General features: G+C 64.4%; 19 protein-coding genes. 9 read left to right on the top strand and 10 right to left on the bottom strand.

Going from position 1 to position 19548, the window contains the following annotated elements:
* Nucleotides 1-33: 33 nt before the first annotated feature.
* From BLR25_RS07825 to BLR25_RS07810, 4 genes are all read left to right on the top strand, one after another.
* Nucleotides 34-786, top strand: coding sequence for an amino acid ABC transporter permease (locus tag BLR25_RS07825; RefSeq protein WP_091936269.1), 753 nt, complete (start codon nt 34-36; stop codon nt 784-786).
* A 27-nt stretch (nt 787-813) separates the two neighbouring features.
* Complete coding sequence (locus BLR25_RS07820; protein WP_091936266.1) at nt 814-1509, top strand: amino acid ABC transporter permease; 696 nt, start codon at nt 814-816, stop codon at nt 1507-1509.
* A 37-nt stretch (nt 1510-1546) separates the two neighbouring features.
* On the top strand, nt 1547-2275 hold the full coding sequence (locus tag BLR25_RS07815; protein ID WP_091936568.1) for an amino acid ABC transporter ATP-binding protein: 729 nt from the start codon (nt 1547-1549) through the stop codon (nt 2273-2275).
* A gap of 86 nt (nt 2276-2361) precedes the next feature.
* On the top strand, nt 2362-3051 hold the full coding sequence (locus BLR25_RS07810) for a cytochrome b/b6 domain-containing protein (protein WP_091936566.1): 690 nt from the start codon (nt 2362-2364) through the stop codon (nt 3049-3051).
* Between the two features lie 61 nt (nt 3052-3112).
* On the opposite strand, the gene BLR25_RS07805 is transcribed toward BLR25_RS07810, so the two are convergent.
* The 3 genes from BLR25_RS07805 to purB all read right to left on the bottom strand — a co-directional run bounded on the left by BLR25_RS07805 (nt 3113) and on the right by purB (nt 5568).
* Nucleotides 3113-3568, bottom strand: a complete 456-nt coding sequence (locus tag BLR25_RS07805; RefSeq protein WP_091936563.1) for a c-type cytochrome — start codon at nt 3566-3568, stop codon at nt 3113-3115.
* 304 nt (nt 3569-3872) lie between these two features.
* Nucleotides 3873-4190 carry a DUF2322 family protein gene (locus BLR25_RS07800; RefSeq protein WP_091936264.1) on the bottom strand — a complete coding sequence of 106 codons (318 nt, stop codon included), beginning with the start codon at nt 4188-4190 and terminating at the stop codon, nt 3873-3875.
* 10 nt (nt 4191-4200) lie between these two features.
* Nucleotides 4201-5568: an adenylosuccinate lyase gene (gene purB, locus BLR25_RS07795; RefSeq protein ID WP_091936561.1), complete on the bottom strand. Its 1368-nt coding sequence runs from the start codon at nt 5566-5568 to the stop codon at nt 4201-4203.
* A 150-nt stretch (nt 5569-5718) separates the two neighbouring features.
* Between purB and BLR25_RS07790 the strand changes: the two genes are divergently transcribed.
* Nucleotides 5719-6327 (top strand): glutathione S-transferase, encoded by a 609-nt coding sequence (locus BLR25_RS07790; protein WP_091936262.1) that lies wholly within the window; start codon nt 5719-5721, stop codon nt 6325-6327.
* Between the two features lie 231 nt (nt 6328-6558).
* On the top strand, nt 6559-9546 hold the full coding sequence (locus BLR25_RS07785; protein ID WP_091936260.1) for a PAS domain-containing hybrid sensor histidine kinase/response regulator: 2988 nt from the start codon (nt 6559-6561) through the stop codon (nt 9544-9546).
* On the opposite strand, the gene BLR25_RS07780 is transcribed toward BLR25_RS07785, so the two are convergent.
* The 6 genes from BLR25_RS07780 to BLR25_RS07755 all read right to left on the bottom strand — a co-directional run bounded on the left by BLR25_RS07780 (nt 9543) and on the right by BLR25_RS07755 (nt 15468).
* Nucleotides 9543-10445 (bottom strand): DMT family transporter, encoded by a 903-nt coding sequence (locus tag BLR25_RS07780; RefSeq protein WP_091936248.1) that lies wholly within the window; start codon nt 10443-10445, stop codon nt 9543-9545. The genes BLR25_RS07785 and BLR25_RS07780 overlap by 4 nt on opposite strands.
* Nucleotides 10442-11173, bottom strand: coding sequence for an ABC transporter ATP-binding protein (locus tag BLR25_RS07775; protein WP_091936559.1), 732 nt, complete (start codon nt 11171-11173; stop codon nt 10442-10444). The genes BLR25_RS07780 and BLR25_RS07775 overlap by 4 nt, the downstream gene beginning before the upstream one ends.
* Entirely contained in the window at nt 11173-12018 is an 846-nt protein-coding gene (locus BLR25_RS07770) for an ABC transporter ATP-binding protein (RefSeq protein WP_091936246.1), read from the bottom strand. The genes BLR25_RS07775 and BLR25_RS07770 overlap by 1 nt, the downstream gene beginning before the upstream one ends.
* On the bottom strand, nt 12015-13316 hold the full coding sequence (gene livM, locus BLR25_RS07765) for a high-affinity branched-chain amino acid ABC transporter permease LivM (protein WP_091936243.1): 1302 nt from the start codon (nt 13314-13316) through the stop codon (nt 12015-12017). Before livM ends, BLR25_RS07770 begins: the two co-directional genes overlap by 4 nt.
* Entirely contained in the window at nt 13316-14230 is a 915-nt protein-coding gene (locus BLR25_RS07760; RefSeq protein ID WP_091936241.1) for an ABC transporter permease subunit, read from the bottom strand. Before BLR25_RS07760 ends, livM begins: the two co-directional genes overlap by 1 nt.
* A 140-nt stretch (nt 14231-14370) precedes the next feature.
* The gene (locus tag BLR25_RS07755) at nt 14371-15468 is read right to left on the bottom strand and encodes a branched-chain amino acid ABC transporter substrate-binding protein (RefSeq protein WP_091936238.1); all 1098 of its coding nucleotides are present in this window, start codon (nt 15466-15468) and stop codon (nt 14371-14373) included.
* A gap of 292 nt (nt 15469-15760) precedes the next feature.
* Between BLR25_RS07755 and BLR25_RS07750 the strand changes: the two genes are divergently transcribed.
* From BLR25_RS07750 to BLR25_RS07740, 3 genes are all read left to right on the top strand, one after another.
* Nucleotides 15761-16612 (top strand): 3-hydroxybutyryl-CoA dehydrogenase, encoded by an 852-nt coding sequence (locus BLR25_RS07750; protein ID WP_091936236.1) that lies wholly within the window; start codon nt 15761-15763, stop codon nt 16610-16612.
* 192 nt (nt 16613-16804) lie between these two features.
* Complete coding sequence (locus tag BLR25_RS07745; RefSeq protein WP_218122667.1) at nt 16805-17188, top strand: DMT family transporter; 384 nt, start codon at nt 16805-16807, stop codon at nt 17186-17188.
* Nucleotides 17189-17199: 11 nt separating this feature from the next.
* Complete coding sequence (locus BLR25_RS07740; RefSeq protein WP_218122666.1) at nt 17200-18738, top strand: ArnT family glycosyltransferase; 1539 nt, start codon at nt 17200-17202, stop codon at nt 18736-18738.
* A 63-nt stretch (nt 18739-18801) separates the two neighbouring features.
* Here BLR25_RS07740 and BLR25_RS07735 read toward each other — a convergent pair whose 3' ends face one another.
* The gene (locus BLR25_RS07735; protein WP_091936234.1) at nt 18802-19107 is read right to left on the bottom strand and encodes a hypothetical protein; all 306 of its coding nucleotides are present in this window, start codon (nt 19105-19107) and stop codon (nt 18802-18804) included.
* Nucleotides 19108-19548 lie beyond the last annotated feature (441 nt).

Here is a 19548-nt window from a genome sequence, read left to right as displayed (position 1 = left end):
CAGAGACCCACCCACCGACCACGGGAGACCACCTTGAAGTACAACTGGAACTGGGGCATTTTCTGGGAGCTCTCCCCCGACGCCACCGGCACCTATCTCGCCACGCTCTTCCAGGGCCTGCGCTGGACCATCGCCACCGGCCTGTCGGCCTGGCTGATGGCGCTCGTGCTCGGCAGCCTGATCGGTACCCTGCGCACCGTGCGCAATCCCACCGTCGTCCGCCTCGGCGATGCCTACGTCGAACTCTTCCGCAACATGCCGATCCTGGTGCAGATGTTCCTCTGGTTCTTCGTCGTGCCGGAACTCCTGCCCACCGGCCTCGGCACCTGGGTCAAGCAACTGCCGAATTCTTCCTTCTGGACCGCCGTCTTCGCGCTCGGCTTCTTCACCTCGGCGCGCGTCGCCGAGCAGGTCAAGGCCGGCATCCGCGCGCAGCCGCGCGGCCAGACGATGGCCGCCACGGCGCTCGGCATGACGACGGCACAGACCTACCGCCACGTGCTGCTGCCGATGGCTTTCCGCCTGATCCTGCCGCCGCTCACCTCGGAATTCATGAACGTCATGAAGAACAGCGCCGTCGCGCTGACGATCGGGCTTATGGAACTCACCGCCAGGGCGCGTGCGATGCAGGAATTCAGCTTCCAGGTCTTCGAGGCCTTCACCGCCGCGACGCTGCTCTACCTGGCGCTCAACCTCGCCATCGTGCTGTTCATGCGCCGACTCGAACGTTTCGTCGCCGTGCCCGGTTTCACCGCCGCCCGTGATGCCGTCGCGGCGGCCCACTGAGCGGAGAAGGAAAAAGGAAACTACGCCATGCTCGCCCATTTCGATTTCGACGTCATCGCCCGCACCTGGCAGGTGCTGCTCTTCCAGGGACTCGTCTTCACGCTCCAGGTCACCGCGCTGTCGATGCTCGGCGGCATCGTCTTCGGCACGCTGCTGGCGATGATGCGCCTATCATCGAACATGGCGCTCTCGCGACTCGCCGCCGGCTATGTCAATGCGATGCGTTCGTTGCCGCTGGTGCTCGTCATCTTCTGGTTCTACTTCCTGATGCCCTACATCGGCGCCTGGGTCACCGGCGCCAGCCAGCCGATCCGGGTCGGCGCCTTCGCCTCGGCGCTGATCACCTTCATCCTCTTCGAAGCCTGCTTCTATTGCGAGATCATGCGCGCCGGTATCCAGAGCATCCCGCGCGGCCAGGCCAACGCCGGCTATGCGCTCGGCTTCACCTACTGGCAGGTGATGGCGCAGATCGTCCTGCCGCAGGCCTTCCGCAATATGCTACCGGTATTGCTGACACAGACGATCGTGCTCTTCCAGGATGTCTCGCTGGTCTACATCATTTCCCTGCCCGACTTCGTCACGCTCGCCAGCAAGATCGCCCAGCGCGACGGCCGGCTCGTCGAGATGTACGTCTTCGTCGCCCTCGTCTATTTCGTCGTCTGCCTGACGCTCTCGCAGGTGGTCAAGCGCCTGCAGACACGCCTCGCGGTCGCCACCCATTGAACAACGCCAGTTCCCCCTCGGGAGAAACACAATGCCCATGATCGAAATTCACAAAATCAGCAAATGGTATGGTTCCTTCCAAGCCCTCAAGGAATGCAGCACCAAGGTCAACAAGGGCGAGGTCGTCGTCGTCTGCGGCCCGTCCGGCTCCGGCAAATCGACGTTGATCAAGACCGTCAACGCGCTCGAACCGATCCAGCAGGGCGAGATCCTCGTCGACGGCTACAGCGTCCATGACAGTCGCACCAACCTGCCGAAGCTGCGTTCGCGCATCGGCATGGTCTTCCAGAATTTCGAGCTGTTTCCGCACCTGTCGATCACGCGCAACCTCGCCATCGCGCAGATGAAAGTGCTCGGCCGCAACAAGGACGAGGCCGTCGAGCGCGGCCTCAAGCTGCTCGATCGCGTCGGCCTCTCCGCGCACAAGGACAAGTATCCCGGCCAGCTCTCGGGCGGCCAGCAGCAGCGCGTGGCGATCGCGCGGGCGCTGGCGATGGATCCGATCGCCATGCTCTTCGACGAGCCGACCTCGGCGCTCGATCCGGAAATGATCAACGAGGTCCTCGACGTCATGGTCGAACTGGCGCAGGAAGGCATGACGATGATGGTCGTCACACACGAAATGGGCTTCGCCCGGCGCGTCGCCGACCGCGTCATCTTCATGGACGCCGGCGAGATCGTCGAGGACGACAGCAAGGAGCAGTTCTTCAGCCAGCCGAAAAGCGAGCGGGCGCGCGAATTCCTGTCGAAGATCCTGCTGCACTGAGCGCACCGCAACGCCTGAACTTGGGCGCCGCCGCGGGGTCTATGCAGCACGCATCGCATATTCGCATCACCCGCAAAGGATTGCTCATGGCCCATCGCACCCCCGTCTGGGATCTTCCCACCCGCATATTCCACTGGTCGCTGGCGACGCTCGTCGCCGGTGCCATCATCAGCGGCAAGATCGGCGGCAACGCCATCGTCTGGCACGGCCGCATCGGTCTCGCGCTCGTCGGGCTGGTCGTCTTCCGCCTCGCCTGGGGCTTTCTCGGCTCGACGCATGCACGCTTCGCCAGCTTCGTGCCGACCCCGTCGCGGTTGCGCGCCTATCTGCGCGGCGAATGGGACGGGCTCGGCCACAACCCGCTCGGCGCGCTGTCGGTGCTGGCGCTGCTGGCGCTGATCGGTGCGCAGCTCGCGACCGGACTGCTCGCCAACGACGACATCGCCTTTCAGGGCCACCTCGCACCGCTGGTCGCCAAGGAACTCAGCGACACCCTGAGCAGCCTGCACCGCCTGCTCATCAACGGCCTGATCGGGCTCATCGCGCTGCACCTCGCGGCGATCATGTTCTATGCCCATGTCAAGCGCGAGAATCTCGTCAAGCCGATGCTGACCGGCTGGAAGGAAACCGCCGCGGCACCGAAGACGCCGGTCGGCGGCGGCCCTCTGGCGCTGCTCGTCGCGTTACTGCTGGCCTGTGCCGCCATCTATGCCGGTTCGGGCAGCTGGATCGCGCCGCCGCCCGTCGCCGCAGCAGCACCGACGCCAAGCTTCTGACACCCCAAACAAAAAGCCGCCCGCAGGCGGCTTTTTCATGCGCTCGGCAGCGCTGCGCCGATCAATCCTTGCGGAAGTTGTCGTGACAGGCCTTGCAGGTCGCGCCGGTCTTGCCGAACTGCGCCTTGATCGCGGCCACGTCACCGGTCGCCGCCACCTTGGCCAGTTCGTTCGCCTCGCGATTGAAGTTCGTCCCGACTTCCTTCACCTTGTCGGGCTGCTGGAAGAATTCCGGCTTGAGGCGGGTTTTCTGATCGCCGATATCCTTGTCGGTCCCCGGCACGAACAGCGCGCCCAAGCCCGAATTGGCAACCGCCGCGACGGCGTTCGCCGCCGCCACCACCTGCTCCTTGTTGAAGGTGCCGTCCACGTTGGCCTTGATCTTGCCCATGTTCCAGGACATGAAGCTGTACGCCGCCTTGCGCGTCTTGATCGCATCCTCGGGCTTGAGACTTTGCTGGGCGAGCACGCTCCCGGCAAAACCGGCGAGCAAGGCTATGACGAACATTTTTTTCATGACACACCTCTTCAGGAACAGGAACCGGCGCCGGCGCCGGAAAAAATGCCGGCGCGATGGCGACGCGCCGACCCACATGCTGGCGTGTTGGTCAGCGCCAGGCGCCAAAAGTTCAGGCCCGGCGTTAGAGCCTATTTCGGCGGGGCTCGCGGGCCGCGTTGTCGATAGGGGCGGAGGGATGCAAGGCGCGAGACGCAGCGCAGGGTTGCTCCATGCGCAAGCGGAGCAACGCCGCAGACACCGCCCCTATCGGCAACCCGAAGGGGCCGCCGGCGCGGCCCACGATCCCTACCGAAATAGGCTCTTAGACCGCGAAGACGTGCTTGATGCGCAGGCTCTTTTTCTGCTCGACGAGTTCGATCAGGCGATCGATATTCGGGTGCTTGCCCGGATGCGCGCGCGCATCGTCGGTGTGCTCGGCATAAAGTTCGAGCCCCTTCTTCGCCGCCTCTGGCGTGATCGCGCCGTAGGTCTGGGCCAGATGGTTATAGACCGCCAACGAGCCCTGGCTGCCGGCCTTGTTCTCGATGGCGACGACAAGATTGCCTTCGGCGTCGAGCAGGTTGATCGCCGCCAGATGCGAGATGCCGGGCAGCTTCTTGAGGTTATCCGAAAACGACATGCGGGACTCCTCAGATACGGCGCGCGAGTTCGGCGGCCTTGCCGGTGTAATCCCACGGCGTCAGCTTGAGCAACTCGGCCTTGGCGGCTTCCGGAATGTCGAGCGAAGCAACGAAGGCCTGCATGCCGTCACGCGAAACGCGCTGGCCGCGGGTCAATTCCTTGAGCTTCTCGTAAGGATTGGCGACGCCGTAACGGCGCATCACCGTCTGGATCGGCTCGGCCAGCAGTTCCCAGTTGGCATCGAGATCGGTGCACAAGCGATCCGGGTCGGCTTCCAGCTTGCCGAGGCCGCGCAGCAGCGATTCGTAGGCCAGCAGGGCATAGCCGAGCGCGACGCCCATATTGCGCAGCACCGTCGAATCGGTCAGGTCGCGCTGCCAACGCGAGATCGGCAGCTTCTCCGAGAGGTGACGCAGCAAGGCGTTGGCCAGGCCGAGATTGCCTTCGGAGTTCTCGAAGTCGATCGGATTGACCTTGTGCGGCATCGTCGACGAACCGACTTCGCCGGCCTTGAGCTTCTGCTTGAAGAAACCGAGCGAGATGTAGGCCCAGACGTCGCGGTCGAGATCGATCAGGATGGTGTTGGCGCGGGCGAAGGCGTCGAACAGTTCGGCCATCGCATCGTGCGGCTCGATCTGGATCGTGTACGGATTGAATTCGAGACCGAAACTCTCGACGAAGCGCCGCGCGAAGCTTTCCCAGTCGTAGTCGGGATAAGCGGCCAGATGCGCGTTGTAGTTGCCGACGGCGCCGTTGATCTTGCCGAGCAGGCTGACGCCGGCGATCTGGCGACGGGCGCGGTCGAGGCGCGCGACGACGTTGGCCATTTCCTTGCCGAGCGTCGTCGGCGTCGCCGGCTGACCGTGCGTGCGCGCCATCATCGGCAGCGCCGCGTGTTCGTGGGCGAGATCGCGCAGTCGCGCAATGACGCGGTCGATCGCCGGCAGCATCACCTCGTCGCGTCCCGCCTTGAGCATCAGCGCATGCGACAGGTTGTTGATGTCCTCCGAGGTACAGGCAAAATGGATGAACTCCGACACGCTCATGACTTCCGAATTATCGGCAAGTTTCTTCTTGATCCAGTATTCGAGCGCCTTGACGTCGTGGTTGGTGACCGCCTCGATGGCCTTGACCTCGGCCGCCTCGACCGGACCGAAACCGGCGACGAGCGCGTCAAGCGCCGCCACGGTCGCCGGCGAGAAAGCCGGGATCTCGGCGAAATGGGGTTCAGCGGCCAGGGCCTTGAGCCATTCGATCTCGACCTCAAGACGGCGGCGAATCAGGCCATACTCGGAAAACTGGGGGCGCAGGGCGTCGACCTTGGCGGCATAACGGCCGTCCAGCGGGGAAAGGGCGGTAAGAACGTCGAAAGACATGGTATTCATCCTGGTTGATAGCCGCGATATTTTACCCGATGGCGAGGACCGACGCCCGCCCCGTCCAGCGACAGGACTGGAAATCGGGGGCACAGCGGCGATATCGCAATGCTATAATGCTTCCCCATGATTACTCCCGCAAAAAAGCAGATGAAGCTCATTGGATCGCTGACCAGTCCGTACGTCCGCAAAGTGCGGGTCGTTCTGGCCGAGAAGAAGATCGAATACGAATTCGCGATTGACTCGCCCTGGAACGCCGACTCGAACGTCCCGAACGTCAATCCGCTCGGCAAGATTCCGGTGCTGGTACTCGACGATTCCACCGTGCTTTTCGACTCCCGCGTCATCGTCGAATACATCGACAGCGTCGCACCGAACAACAAGCTGATGCCTGAATCCAACCGCGAGCGCACCGAAGTCAAGCGCTGGGGGGCCGTCGCCGACGGTATCTGCGATTCGGCCGCGCTGATCTTCCTCGAGCGCAAGCGTCCGGCCATGCAGCAGAATCCGGAATGGATCGACCGCCAGATCGACAAGATCCGCCGCAGCCTCGACTTCATGTCGACCGAACTCGGCGAAAACGCGTTCTGCATGGGCAATCACTTCACCCTGGCCGACGTCGGCGTCGGCTGCGCCCTGGGATACCTGCTGCTCCGCTTCCAGGAAATCGACTGGCGCGAGTCGCATGCCAACCTCGCCCGCCTCTATGACAAGCTGATGCAGCGGCCGGCGTTCGCGGAGACGATCCCGCAAGTCTGACGCCGCCCCCCGAAACACTGCGCCGTGTCCATCGACCCGGCGCCGAGATCCCCGGACATTCCCCAATGCTCCGGGGATTTTTTATGCAAAACAGGAAATATCGCACAGTCTGCCGGAAGCGAACCCGTTAGTATCGTTGTTAAAAAGCCAGACATCGTCGGGGGGCGATGCCTGTACGTTGCCGCCCCGTGGCCAGACGATACCGACCCGTGCAACTGGAGCGCCCATACCATGTCGATCGAAGCCATCAACGCCAATTTCGAGACTGACACAGGACTGATCCACGCACTTTCCCTAAGCCTCTGTCACAGCCTCGACGCCCGGAAAACCGCCAGAGGTTTCCTGGAAATCCTGTGCGCCAGCCAATGCCTGGCCGATGCCGCGCTGTGGTGGAACGACCCGGATGAAAAAGACGCGCTGAGCTTGCTTGCCGCGCTACCGACCAAGAGGACGCGCAAGAACGGCGTCGCCGCCGGCCATTTTTACGACCGCTGCCGCCACCAGGACATGCCCCGCGTACTCTCGGCCGCCGACGCCGAATTCCACGCACTCCGGGCGGAGATCGATAACCCGTCGCTGATCGACTACGTGGCGCTCTTCCCGCTCTGCAAACAGGGTCTGCTCGTCGTTTTCTCGCCGACGCGTATCGCCCTTGCCCCTCTGCGAACGCAGGCCTTCCACGACATGCTCGGGCGCCTGGCGATCGCGCTCCAGGGCAACCTCGCTTACGAAAAACTTGAGCGCCCCGAGCCAGTGCCCGCAGACGACATCGCGCAACTGACCAAGGAAATGCTGCCGGAGATCAATCTGGTGCTCCTGCAAGCGCTCATTCACGCGCTGCCCAACCTTGTCTGGTTCAAGGACATCCACGGCCGCTATCTCGCCTGCAACCGGCGCTTTGAACGCTTCATCGGCAAACCGGCCGCCAGTATCCTGGGACGCACCGACGATGAACTGCTCGACCGCGACATCGCCGAAAGCTTCCGCCAAACGGACGCCGCGGCCATCGCCAGCACCAAGCCGTGTACCAACGAAGAATGGACCGTTTTCGCTGACGACGGCCACACGGAACTCCTCGAAAAGACGAAGACCGCCATCCACGACGCCAACGGACAGCTGATCGGCGTTCTCGGCATCGGCCACGACGTCACCGAACGGCAACGCACCGAGGACCGCTCGCGCCATCTCGCCTCAATGCTGCGCCTGATGTGCGACAACGTGCCCGACATGATCTGGGCCAAGGATCTCAACAAAAATTACCTGTTCGCCAACAAGGCGCTGTGCTGTGACCTGCTCAACGCCGTCGACGTCCGGGAGCCGATGGGCAAGACCGACATTTTCTTCGCCGAACGCGAACGCATCCGGCATCCCGAGAACGCCGAGTGGCACACTTTCGGCGAGCTCTGCCAGGACAGCGACGCGATCACGCTGGAAAACGGCAAACCCTCGGTCTTCATCGAATCCGGCAACGTCAAGGGCGAGCATCTGTGTCTCGAAGTCCACAAATCGCCGTTCGTCGCGCCGGACGGCGAGATCCTCGGCACCGTTGGCTGCGCCCGCAACATCACCGAGCGCCGTCGCATCGAGGACGAACTCGAAGAGCACCGCCAGCATCTGGAAGAGCTCGTCGACCTGCGCACCAACGCCCTGCTCGAAACCGAGCTGCGCGCCAGCTATATTCTGCAATCGACGGCCGACGGCCTCTATGGTGTCGGCGTCGACGGTGCGATCACCTTCATCAATCCGGCCGCCTGCCGGATGCTCGGCGTCACCGAAAAGGACGCCATCGGCAAGAACGCACACATGCTGTTCCATCATCAGCATGCCGACGGCAGTCCCTACCCGGCCGAAGAATGCCGTATCGGTCTCGCCGTGGCCCGGGGCGAAGCGCTGCGTTGCAACAACGAAGTCTATTGGCATGCCGACGGCTATGCCATTCCGGTCATGTCGGCGCTGCATCCGACCTCGCGCAACGGCGAGATCACCGGCGCCGTCATCAGCTTCGTCGACATCACCGAACAACGCGCCGCCGAACAGGCACGCGAAAAGGCGCTGCTGGTGGCGGAAAACCTGGCACGCGTCAAGAGCCAGTTTCTCGCCAACATGAGCCACGAAATCCGTACGCCGCTCAACGGCGTGATCGGCTTCGCCCAGATCGGGCTACGCACCTTCGCCGACGCGGAAAAATCGCACAACGCCTTCAGCAAGATCCTGGCCTCGGGCAATCGGCTGCTGGGTATCGTGAACGATGTGCTCGACTTCTCCAAGATTGAAGCCGGCAAGCTGAGCGTCGCCGAAGAAACCGTCGTGCTGGCGGACGTCATCGGCCATGCCATTGAGTTGATCGCCGAACGCGCGCACGGCAAGAAGCTGCAACTGATCGTCGATCAGGCGCCCAGCTTGCCGGCGGCCTGCAGCAGCGACGCGCTGAGACTCGAGCAGGTGCTGCTGAACCTGCTCTCGAACGCCGTCAAGTTCACGGAAGCCGGCCACATCCGTCTCTCCACCTGGCGCGAGGACGACTGGCTCCACTTCAGCATCACCGACACCGGCATCGGCATCGCCGAAGACGAAATCGACAGCATCTTCAACCCCTTCCACCAAGCCGACGGCAGCGCCACCCGCCGTTTCGACGGCACCGGCCTGGGACTGGCGATCTGCAAGCATATCCTCGAACTCATGGGCGGCAACATCAGCGCCCGCAGCCAACCGGGCGTCGGCAGCACCTTCCAGTTCAGCATTCCGTTCCAGGCGGCAGCGCCAGCATTCAGCGCGCCCCCCGAAGCGTGTGGCGACGACCTCGGCGGGCTGTCGATCCTCGCGGTTGAAGACGACGCGACCAGCGCCGCCTTGCTCGAGTACAACCTCCGCGAAGACGGCGCGACGATCGTGCTCGTCAGCAACGGCGTCGACGCGGTCAATACCTTCCGGGACGTGCCGCCCAACACCTTCGATCTCGTCCTGATGGACATCCAGATGCCGCAGATGGACGGCTACGAAGCCACGCGGCAGATCAAGCGTCTCGCCCCCGAGTTGCCGGTTATCGGCCAGTCGGCGCACGTCTTCGGTAAAGACAAGGCGCAGTGTTTCGCCTCGGGTATGGACGCACACATCGCCAAGCCGATCGATTTCACCCAACTGCGTGCACTCATCCGCGAGCAGACACGAAACCGCCGATCCGAGGAAAAAGAAGAAAACTCGCGCAAGGAAGAAAACTAGCGCGCTTCGCCGCGTGCCGCCAGGTAGACGCCGCTCAGCGAGAGGACGAAACCGGCGGCCTGTAGCGGGGCGAAAGCCTCGCCGAACAGGCACCACGCGAGAAAGGCGCTGCCGACCGGCTCGCCGAGGGTGACAACACCGACGAAGGTGGTCGACACATGGCGAAGCGACCAGTTATAGGCCGTGTGTCCGAGCAGTTGCGGCCCGAGCGCCATACCGAGTGCGGCGAGATACGCCGGCAGACGGTAACTGGAGAGCGGAACGCCGGCGATGCCGCAGCCGGCCAGCAAGAACAGCGCCGCCATGCCATAGGCCAGCCAGATATAGGCGGTCAGCGGCATGCCGGCGCGCAGGCGCCGACCGATCAGCAGATAGGCGGAAAAGCACCAGCTACCCGCCAGCGCCAGCGCACAGCCAAGCAGCGCGGCACGCCCGCCGCTGTCCGCACTCGCGTCGCTCCAGAAAATCATCAGGCTGCCGGCCAGCGAAACGACGATGCCGGCCAGCGTCAGGCGGCTCGTCCGCTCGCCGAACAACACGAACGACGCCAACGCGATCCACACCGGGTTGGTCGTCACCAGCGCCGTGCTGCTGGCCACCGAGGTGGTTTCGAGCGAGCTGATCCAGGCGGCAAAATGCAGGGCGAGAAAGAAACCGGCGCCGGCAGCCAGCGCCAGCTGACGTCGCGTCAAGGACTGCAGCACCGTCCGCGATTGCCCCCAGGCGAGCGGCGTCACGACCAGCGCGGCAATGCCGAGACGTAGCGCGGCGATGGCCAGCGACGGCAAGCCGCCTTCCTGCGCCAGCCGCGCCAGGATCGCGCCGAAGGAAATGACCAGCACGCCGAGGCCGAGCACGAAGAACGGCAGGCGGCGCGACACCGGCCCCTCGCCGATCATTCCGCGCGACGACCGGCCGGCTGCCCGCCCTCGAGATACGCCGCCCGCACCTCGGCGCTGGCGAGCAATTCGCGGCCGCTGCCGGAGAGGACGATGCGGCCGTGCTGGAGCACGTAACCGCGGTGCGCGACGCGCAAGGCGTGGTGGGCGTTCTGCTCGACCAGCAGCACGGTCATGCCGTGGTCGCGGTTGAGTTCGCGGATCACCTGAAAGATGCGGCGGATCATCAGCGGCGCGAGACCAAGCGAGGGTTCGTCGAGGAGTAGCAGTTTCGGCCGCGCCATCAGGGCACGAGCGATCGCCAGCATCTGCTGCTCGCCGCCCGACAAGGTGCCGGCGCGCTGCTGGCGCCGCTCGTCGAGGATCGGGAAGAGCGCGAACATGCGCTTCAGGTCGGCCTCAAAATTGAGCGGATCGGCGAGCACCGCGCCCATCTGCAGGTTTTCCATCACCGTCATGCGCGGGAAGATGCGCCGGCCTTCGGGCACCAGCGCGATGCCGCGCCGCGCCACCTCGTGGGCCGGCAGGCCGGTGATATCCTCGCCGTCGAAAACGATGCGGCCCGCCGACGCGCGCGGCTTGCCGAACAAGGACATCATCAGCGTCGACTTGCCGGCACCGTTGGCACCGATCAGCGTCACCACCTCGCCGACCTGCACCGACAGGTCGATCGATCGCAGCGCAGAGATGGCGCCGTAATGGGCATGCACCCCGGACAATTCCAGCATCATGGCGCCGCCCCTTCCGTGCTTGCGTCCATGTTCTCGTCTTCTTCCTCGCCGAGATAGGCCTGGATGACGCTTGGATTGTTGCGGATTTCCTCGGGCGTGCCCTCGGCGATCTTGCGGCCGTAATTGAGCACGCAGATATGATCGGAGACGTTCATTACCACGCTCATGTCATGCTCGATGAGCAGGATCGACAGGTCGTCGTCGGCGACCAGCGACTGCAGCAGTTCGTTGAGTTCGGCCGATTCGCGCGGATTGAGGCCGGCGGCCGGTTCGTCGAGGCAAAGCAGGACCGGATCGACGCAGAGCGCGCGGGCGATCTCGATGCGCCGCTGTGTGCCGTAGGGCAGGTCGCCGGCGGCGACATCGGCCTTGTCGATCAGCTTGAGCCGGGTCAGCCAGCCGACCGCTGTCTCCAGCGCCTTGGCTTCGGCGCGCCGGTACGCCGGCAGGCCGAGCAGACCGGCGAGCGAGAAGCCGGACGCCGCCTGCAGCGGATTGTGCTGCGCCACGATCAGGTTCTCGAGCACCGTCATGCGCGGGAACAGGCGGATGTTCTGGAAGGTGCGCACGACCTGCGCCCGGTGCGCCACCGCGTGGCTCGGCAAACCTTCGAGCGCCAGCACGCCGCGCTGCGGGTGGTTGAGGCGGACGCTGCCGAGCGTCGGCTTGTAGAAGCCCGTCATGCAGTTGAACAAGGTCGTCTTGCCGGCACCGTTGGGACCGATGACCGCGGTGATCTTGCGTGCCGGCACGGCGAGCGAGAGGTCGTCGATCGCCGTCAAGCCGCCGAAACGCATGGTCAGCCGGTCGACCGTGAGGATGGGCTGCAACAGATCACTCATGCCCCGCCCTCCTTGCGCGCCACCCGCAAGGTCGGCTCGCGCCGAGAGAGGATGCCGCCCGGTCGCCAGATCATGATCAGGATCATCGCGGCGCCGAACAGCAGCATGCGGAATTCGGAAAAATCGCGCCCGAGTTCGGGCAGCAGCACCAGCACCAACGAGGCGAGGACGACGCCGAGCTGGCTGCCCATACCGCCGAGCACGACGATGGCGAGGATGATCGCCGACTCGTTGAAGGTGAAGGATTCGGGCGAGATAAAGCCCTGCCGCGCGGCGAAGAAGACGCCGGCGACGCCGCCGAGCATGGCGCCGAAGACGAAGGCCGAGAGCTTGACGCCGGTGACGTTGATGCCGAGCGCCCGGCAGGCGATCTCGTCCTCGCGCACGGCTTCCCAGGCGCGCCCGATCGGCAGCTTGCGGAGACGCGTGACCAGCAGGTTGGTGATCAGGCAAAGCAGCAGGATGACGTAATACAGGAAGACGATGCGATGCATCGGCGAGAATTCGAGGCCGAAGAAACCGGCGAAGCTGGGCGTGTCGCCGGGCGGACGGAACGGCAGGCCGAAGAAGCTCGGACGCGGAATCGAGGCGATGCCGTTCGGCCCGCCGGAAAAATCGGTCCAGTTGACCAGCACGACGCGGATGATTTCGCCGAAGCCGAGCGTGACGATGGCGAGGTAGTCGCCGCGCAAGCGCAGGCTCGGCCAGCCGACGAGCAGGCCGGCCAGCGCGGCGATGCCGCCGGCGACCGGCAGTGCCGCCCAGAAGCCCCAACCGAACTGCGTCGACAAGAGCGCATAGGCATAGGCGCCGACGGCGTAGAAGGCGACGTGGCCGAGATCGAGCAGACCGGCGAGGCCGACAACGACGTTGAGCCCCCAGCCGAGCATCACGTAAATCAACACGGTCGTCGCCGTATCGACGACGTAGCGGTTATCCGAGAAGACAATCGGCATGAGCAGTGCCAGCACGAGGGCGGCGATACCCAACTGCCGCACCCAGCCCGCACCGCCCGCCGAAGAGGCCGTCGCCGCGCCCTCGGCGCGTTCGCGCAGCCGCTTGCCGGCGCTGACGCGATCGATCGAATAGCGCAGCACCAGGCGTCCGACGAACACTGCCAGCACGAAAGCGCCGAGCAGCGGCCAGCGCGTCGCCACCTGCAACGCACCGCCCTGATCGACGGTCGTCAGGCCGACCATCGGCACGCCGAGCAGCAGACCGATCAGCGCCACCGATGCCGCATCCTTGCAGCGTTCGGCCAGCGTCAGCGCGTCATGAACGAGAACCGGCGCGCGCATCAGACTTTCTCCACTTCAGGCCGGCCAAGCAGGCCGGAAGGACGGAACATCAGCACCAGAATGAGGATCGAGAAGGTCGCCACATCCTTGTACTCGGGCGACAGGTAGGCCGCCCAGAAAGCTTCGATCAGGCCGATCAGCACGCCGCCGAGCATCGCGCCCGGCATCGAGCCGATACCGCCGAGCACGGCGGCGGTGAACGCCTTGATGCCGGCAACGAAGCCGATATAGAAATCGACGACGCCGTAATAGACGGTGACCAGCACCCCGGCGACCGCAGCGAGCGTCGCGCCGAGCATGAAGGTCAGCGAGATGATGCGATCGACATGGATGCCGAGCAGGCCGGTCATCGTCATGTCCTGCTCGCAGGCGCGCTGCTGGCGCCCGAACGAGGTGCGCGAAATCATCCAGGTGAAGCCGCTCATCAGCAACACCGTGACGACGATGATCAGCACCTGCGAATACGACAAATGCACGGTGAAGCCGTCGGCCTCGAAAATATCGAAGCCGCCGACGAGCACCGGCGGGATCGGCTTGACACGCGCACCCTGCGTCAGCTGGACCATGTTCTGCAGGAAGATCGACATGCCGATCGCCGAGATCAGCGGCGCCAGGCGCGTCGAACCGCGCAGCGGGCGGTAGGCGGTGCGCTCGACGGCCCAGCCATAGACCGAGGTGAACAACACCGAAACGAAGAGCACGACGGCCAGGGCCAGCGGCACCGACGTGATGCCGGCGGCGGCGAGCAGCGTGAAGGCGGTCACCGCGATGAACGCGCTGACCATGTAGATGTCGCCGTGGGCGAAATTGATCATGCCGATGATGCCGTACACCATCGTGTAGCCGATCGCGATCAGGCCATAGACGGCGCCGAGCGTCAAACCGTTGATCAGCTGTTGCAATGCGAGGGCCATGCCACTCCCCGAAAACGAAAACCTACTAAAACCGAAACATCAACGAAACGCCGGGGCGCGCTGCGCCCCGGTCTGCCGAACCCCCTGCCGCGCCACGCCGCCCGCCACACTGCCGGACGGCCGAAGCACGGCAAGAACGGTTACTTGGCGACGTAGTCGTACTTGCCGCCCTTCCACTGATAGACCATGAAGCCCGGCAGCTTGTTGTCGCCCTTGGCGTCGAACGAGAGCTTGCCGATGACGGTGTCGAAACTGCCGCCGCGCATCGCCTTCTCAAGATCGGCGTACTTCGTGCTCTTGGCCTGCTCGGCCGCCTGCGCGAACAGCTGCATCGCCGCGTAGGCATACATCACGTAGCCTTCCGGCTCGATCTTGGCGTCGCGGAATTTCTTGACGATCGGGGCCGCCGCCGGGTTCTTGCGCGGATCCGGCGAGAAGGTGAACAGCACGTTGTCGGCGGCCGCGCCGGCGGCCGTGACGAGTTCGGAGTTGGTCAGCGTGTCGCCGCCCATGATCGTCAGCTTGAGACCGGCCTGCTGCGCCTGACGCAGGATCAGCGCGACCTCGGTGTGATAACCGCCGTAAGCCATGACCTCGACGCCGGCCGACTTCAGCTTGCTGACAAGACCCGAATAATCCTTCTCGCCGGCGGTGATCGACTCGCGCAGCGCGGGCTTCACGCCCTTGCCCTGCATCGCCTTGGCGATCTCGTCGGCGAGGCCTTTGCCGTAGGCGCTCTTGTCGTCGACGACGGCGATCTTCTTGGCCTTGAAGGTGTCGGCGAGATAGGTGCCGGCGACGATACCCTGCTGGTCGTCGCGACCCATGATGCGGAAGACATTCTTGAGGCCGCGCTCGGTCACCTGCGGATTGGTCGACACCGTCGCCATCGGGATCATCGCTTCGTTATACACATCGGACGCAGGGATTGTCGAACTCGAACACCAGTGGCCGTGCATGAAGACGATCTTCTTGTTGACCATGGCATTGGCCACCGACACTGCCTGCTTCGGATCGCAGGCATCGTCGCCGACTTCGAGCTTGAGCTTCTGTCCGAGCACGCCACCCTTGGCGTTGATCTCGGCGATCGCGAGTTCCGCGCCCTTGCGGATCTGATCGCCGGCCGAGGCGTATTGCCCGGTCATCGGACCGGCGATGGCGACCAAGTGATCGGCATAGGCGGCTGGGACGGCCAAGGCCAGCAGGCTGAAGCCGGCCAGCAGGAAGTTCTTGCGCATGGACTCTCTCCTCAGGTTGAGTGGGCGTAACGGACAACAATGGCGCAGCATATGCCGAAAGGCTGCAGCGACCGTGCAAAAGGCGACATTCTACCCGCACCGGCGGCCACCACGCGCGTTTTCCGGGGCATTTTTCCCAGGCACTTTTTCGGTGCATTTTTCCGGCGCTATTTCCGGCGCCTTCTTTCCCGCGCTCTTCCCGGACTTATCCCGACGTGCTTCGCGGATTTACTTCCGTGAGGCTTGGCAGTACGATCGCTCGCATGACATAACCATGACAGGAGAGGCAAACATGACTATCGAAAAAGTCGGCATCGTCGGTGCCGGAACCATGGGCAACGGCATCGCGCAGGCGCTCGCCGCGGCGGGCATCGAGACGGTGCTCACCGACATCGCCGAAAGCGCGCTGCAGAGCGCGATGAAGACGATCACCGGCAGTCTCGACCGTCAGCTCAAGAAAGAGAAGATCACCGAAGCGCAGAAAGCCGCCACGCTCGCCAAGATCGTCACCAGCAGCGACATGGGCGCGATCGCCGACTGCGACCTCGTCATCGAGGCGGCGACCGAGAACGAACCGCTCAAGCTCAAGATCTTCAAGCAACTCGACGAGATCGCCAAACCCGGGGCCTTCCTCGCCAGCAACACCTCGTCGATCTCGATCACCAAGCTGGCGGCCGTCACCAAGCGCCCGGCCCAAGTCATTGGCATGCACTTCTTCAATCCGGTGCCGATGATGGCGCTGATCGAAATCATCCGCGGCCTGCAGACCAGCGACGCCACCCAGGAAGCCACCGAAGCGCTGGCCAAACGCATTGGCAAGACGCCGGTCAAGGTGCGCAACAACCCCGGCTTCGTCGTCAATCGCATCCTCATCCCGATGATCAACGAAGCCATCTTCGCGCTCGGCGAGGGACTCGCCAGCGCCGCCGAAATCGACGACGCGATGAAGCTCGGCGCCGCCCACCCGCTCGGCCCCTTGGCGCTTTGCGACCTGATCGGCCTCGATGTCCAGCTGGCGATCCTGCAAGTCCTCTTCGACGGCTTCAAGGACCCGAAATACCGGCCGGCGCCGCTGCTCGTCGAAATGGTCGAAGCCGGCTACCTCGGCCGCAAGACCGGCCGCGGCTTCTTCACCTACAGCTGAACGGCAAGCGCCCCCACCGCCCCCGCCACGCCGGGCGCGGTGGATTCGTCGGTTTCCGCACACGCGCCGGACACGCCGACCCGGCTCGCCGGCGGGTATAATCGCCCCCGCACGGCCCGGCGGCCGGACCGTCCTGCCCGGTCCGCTCGACAACACGCGGCCGCTCCCGTCCCGAACACAGGAAACCGACACATGAGTCATCCCTTTGCCATGGGCTTGGCGATCTTCTGCGTCTGCCTCACTGCCGCCGCCCAGGTCATGCTGCGCGCCGGCATGTCCTCGGCCGCGCTGCAACAGGCGATGGCACAGGGCCTCTTCTCGCTCGACCTCTACCGCCAGGCGCTCGCCTCGCCCTTGATCTGGGGCGGCATGGCCTGTTTCGGCGCCAGCGTCGCGCTCTGGCTGCCGGTGCTCGCCAAGCTCGAAGTCAGCGTCGCCTACCCGCTCACCTCGCTCGGCCTTGTACTCACCGCCTGCGCCGGCGTGCTGCTGCTCGGCGAATCGATCAGCACGCAGAAAGTGCTCGGCATCCTGCTCATCGTTGCCGGCGTGCTGGTGCTCAGCCTCAAGCATTGAAGGAGTCCGTCTTGACCTCATCCTTTTCCGGCCGCGCGTCGGTCGCCGACGCCCGCCGCGTCTTCCTCGCGACCTTCGCCCTGACGCTGCTGCTCAAGCTCTGGCTCGCCGCCGCCTTCCCGATGACCGGCGACGAGGCCTTCTTCCTGCAATGGGGCCTGATCCCCGACTGGGGCTACTACGACCACCCGCCGATGATCGGCTGGATCCTCTACGGGCTCAGCCATATTTCGCTCGACCCACTCGTCCTGCGCAGCGCCACCGTCGCGCTCTGGAGCCTGATCGCGCTCGGCCTCGTCGACCTGCTGCTGCGCTGGGCGCCGGACACGCCCGAGCGCGCCTACTGGCTCGGCGGCCTGCTGCTCGTCCAGCCTTTCGCTTGGGCACTCAACATCGTCACCACCGACACGCCGCTGATCTTCTTCGTCTTCTTCTCCGGCTACGCTTTCCTGCGCGCCCGCCTGGGCGGCGGCTGGCGCTGGGACGCCGCCGCCGGCGTCTGCCTCGGCCTGGCGCTGCTCTCCAAGTTCTTCGCCGCGCTGCTCGCCCTCGCCTATGCCGTTTACCTGATCCGGCGCCGCGGCGAGCGCGCCCGCCTGCTGCTGATCGCCCTCTGCGCGCTGCCCTTCTTCGCCGAGAACGTCTGGTACAACGCCACGCACTGCTGGAATAACGTGATGTTCAACGTGTTCAACCGCAACGAGAACACGCACTGGTCGGCCGGCTACGTCGCGCTCTACCTCGGCATGATGCTCTACCTGCTGACGCCCTGGGCCAGCCTGCGCCTGATCCGCGAACGCCGCAGCCTGCAACAGCACGGCCCGATCGTCGCGCTCTTCCTCGTCGCCTTCGCGCTGATGCTGGTGGTATCGACGCGCAAGGTCGTCGGCCTGCACTGGGTGCTCGGCTTCGTTCCCTTTGCTTTCCTCGCTCTCGGCGCCGTCACCGACGGCGCCTCATTGCGCCGCTACTTCCGCTGGACGCTGTGGCTGTCGGCACCGCACCTCGTCGCCATTGCCGTTGTCATCGTGGCGCCGATCAGCGTCTGGGAAGGCCGCGCCTTCCATGACGACGTCGTTTTCCACAAAAAGACCGGCGAGATCGTCGCTGCACTGCGCAAGAACTTGCCCGAACGCGGCGCGATCATGGCGCGCGCCTACACGCCGGCGTCGATCCTCTCCTACTACGCCGGCGAATACTGGCCGGTCTTCGGCGAGGGCCGCTTCCACGCACGTCAGGACGATGTCGTCGTCGACTTTCGTACCTACGCCGGCCGGCCGCTGCGCATCTTCGACCGCAAGCCGATCGAGGCCGAAGCGCTGGCACCCTACTTCGACCGCGTCAAGGTCAGCACTTTCTCGATCGAAGGCGTCACCTACTGGTTCGCCGACGGCGACAACTTCAACTATCCGGCCTATCGCGAAGGCGTGCTGAAGCGCGTCGCCGAACACTTCTACCGGATTCCGTCGTACTTGCCGGTGCTCGGCTGCGATTTCCTGACGCGCTACGATTTTCCCTGCCCGACGCCGACCGCTCCCGACAAGCAATAAGCAAAAAGGCGGCGGCCCATACTGGCACCGCCGTGCGCGCGCGCAAAAGGGCCTGCCACTAGTTCATATGACGTTCGCTGCGCAGACCGCCTGGATGCGGTTGTTATAGTCGGCCGCCGTCAGCGTCGGCCCGACTGCGGGCAGAGCGAACTGCGCCAACGCCGTGATCAGTTTGTCGGCGCTGGCATCGGGACTCCCGCCCGTTCCACCCCCGAAGTAAGGATTCTGCAACATGCCATCGGTTCCTTTCAGCACATAGCCATCTTTGATCACGAAGCGTTCAATCTCGCTGTTCCCGCTCTGCCCCTCTAAATCGATCAAGCGACTATTGTCGTGACCCGATGCCGTCGCCGGTTCGCCTGACGCCATGACGACAAGCACCGCGGTTGCCGCGTTGGATGACACCGAAGGCCACACGACTATGGCCAGCCGAGACGACCGTAGCGCGGACGAATCCGACGGACGAGTGCGCGCTTGGACACTCGTCTTTTCTCGAACGGGTCACAGACGTCTGTATTGGCGGGCTGCACCACGCCACCAAGCACGACGAGACCTTGCTCGCCAGCATCACTCGTGAAGTGTATTCGCCAGACCGGGTCCGAACGGAATCGACGACCGCGGATTGTGGCGAACGATGCCCCCCCGATACCGTCCGCACCATGACATGCTCCTGCTGCTATCGCCAACCACGATAAATGCTCACTCCCCGTGCGCGGTTCGGCTGGATTGACCACCAGCGTTCTTATTGCTACGACGCCTTGCAACACGCACGACAGCCCCCCTTAACCCACCCTACGATCAGCCATCTCG

Origin of the sequence: Propionivibrio dicarboxylicus, assembly GCF_900099695.1 — a bacterium.
Lineage (GTDB): Bacteria > Pseudomonadota > Gammaproteobacteria > Burkholderiales > Rhodocyclaceae > Propionivibrio > Propionivibrio dicarboxylicus.
The sequence above is the reverse complement of the archived record's forward strand: the minus strand, read 5'-3'. Positions and strand labels throughout refer to the sequence as shown.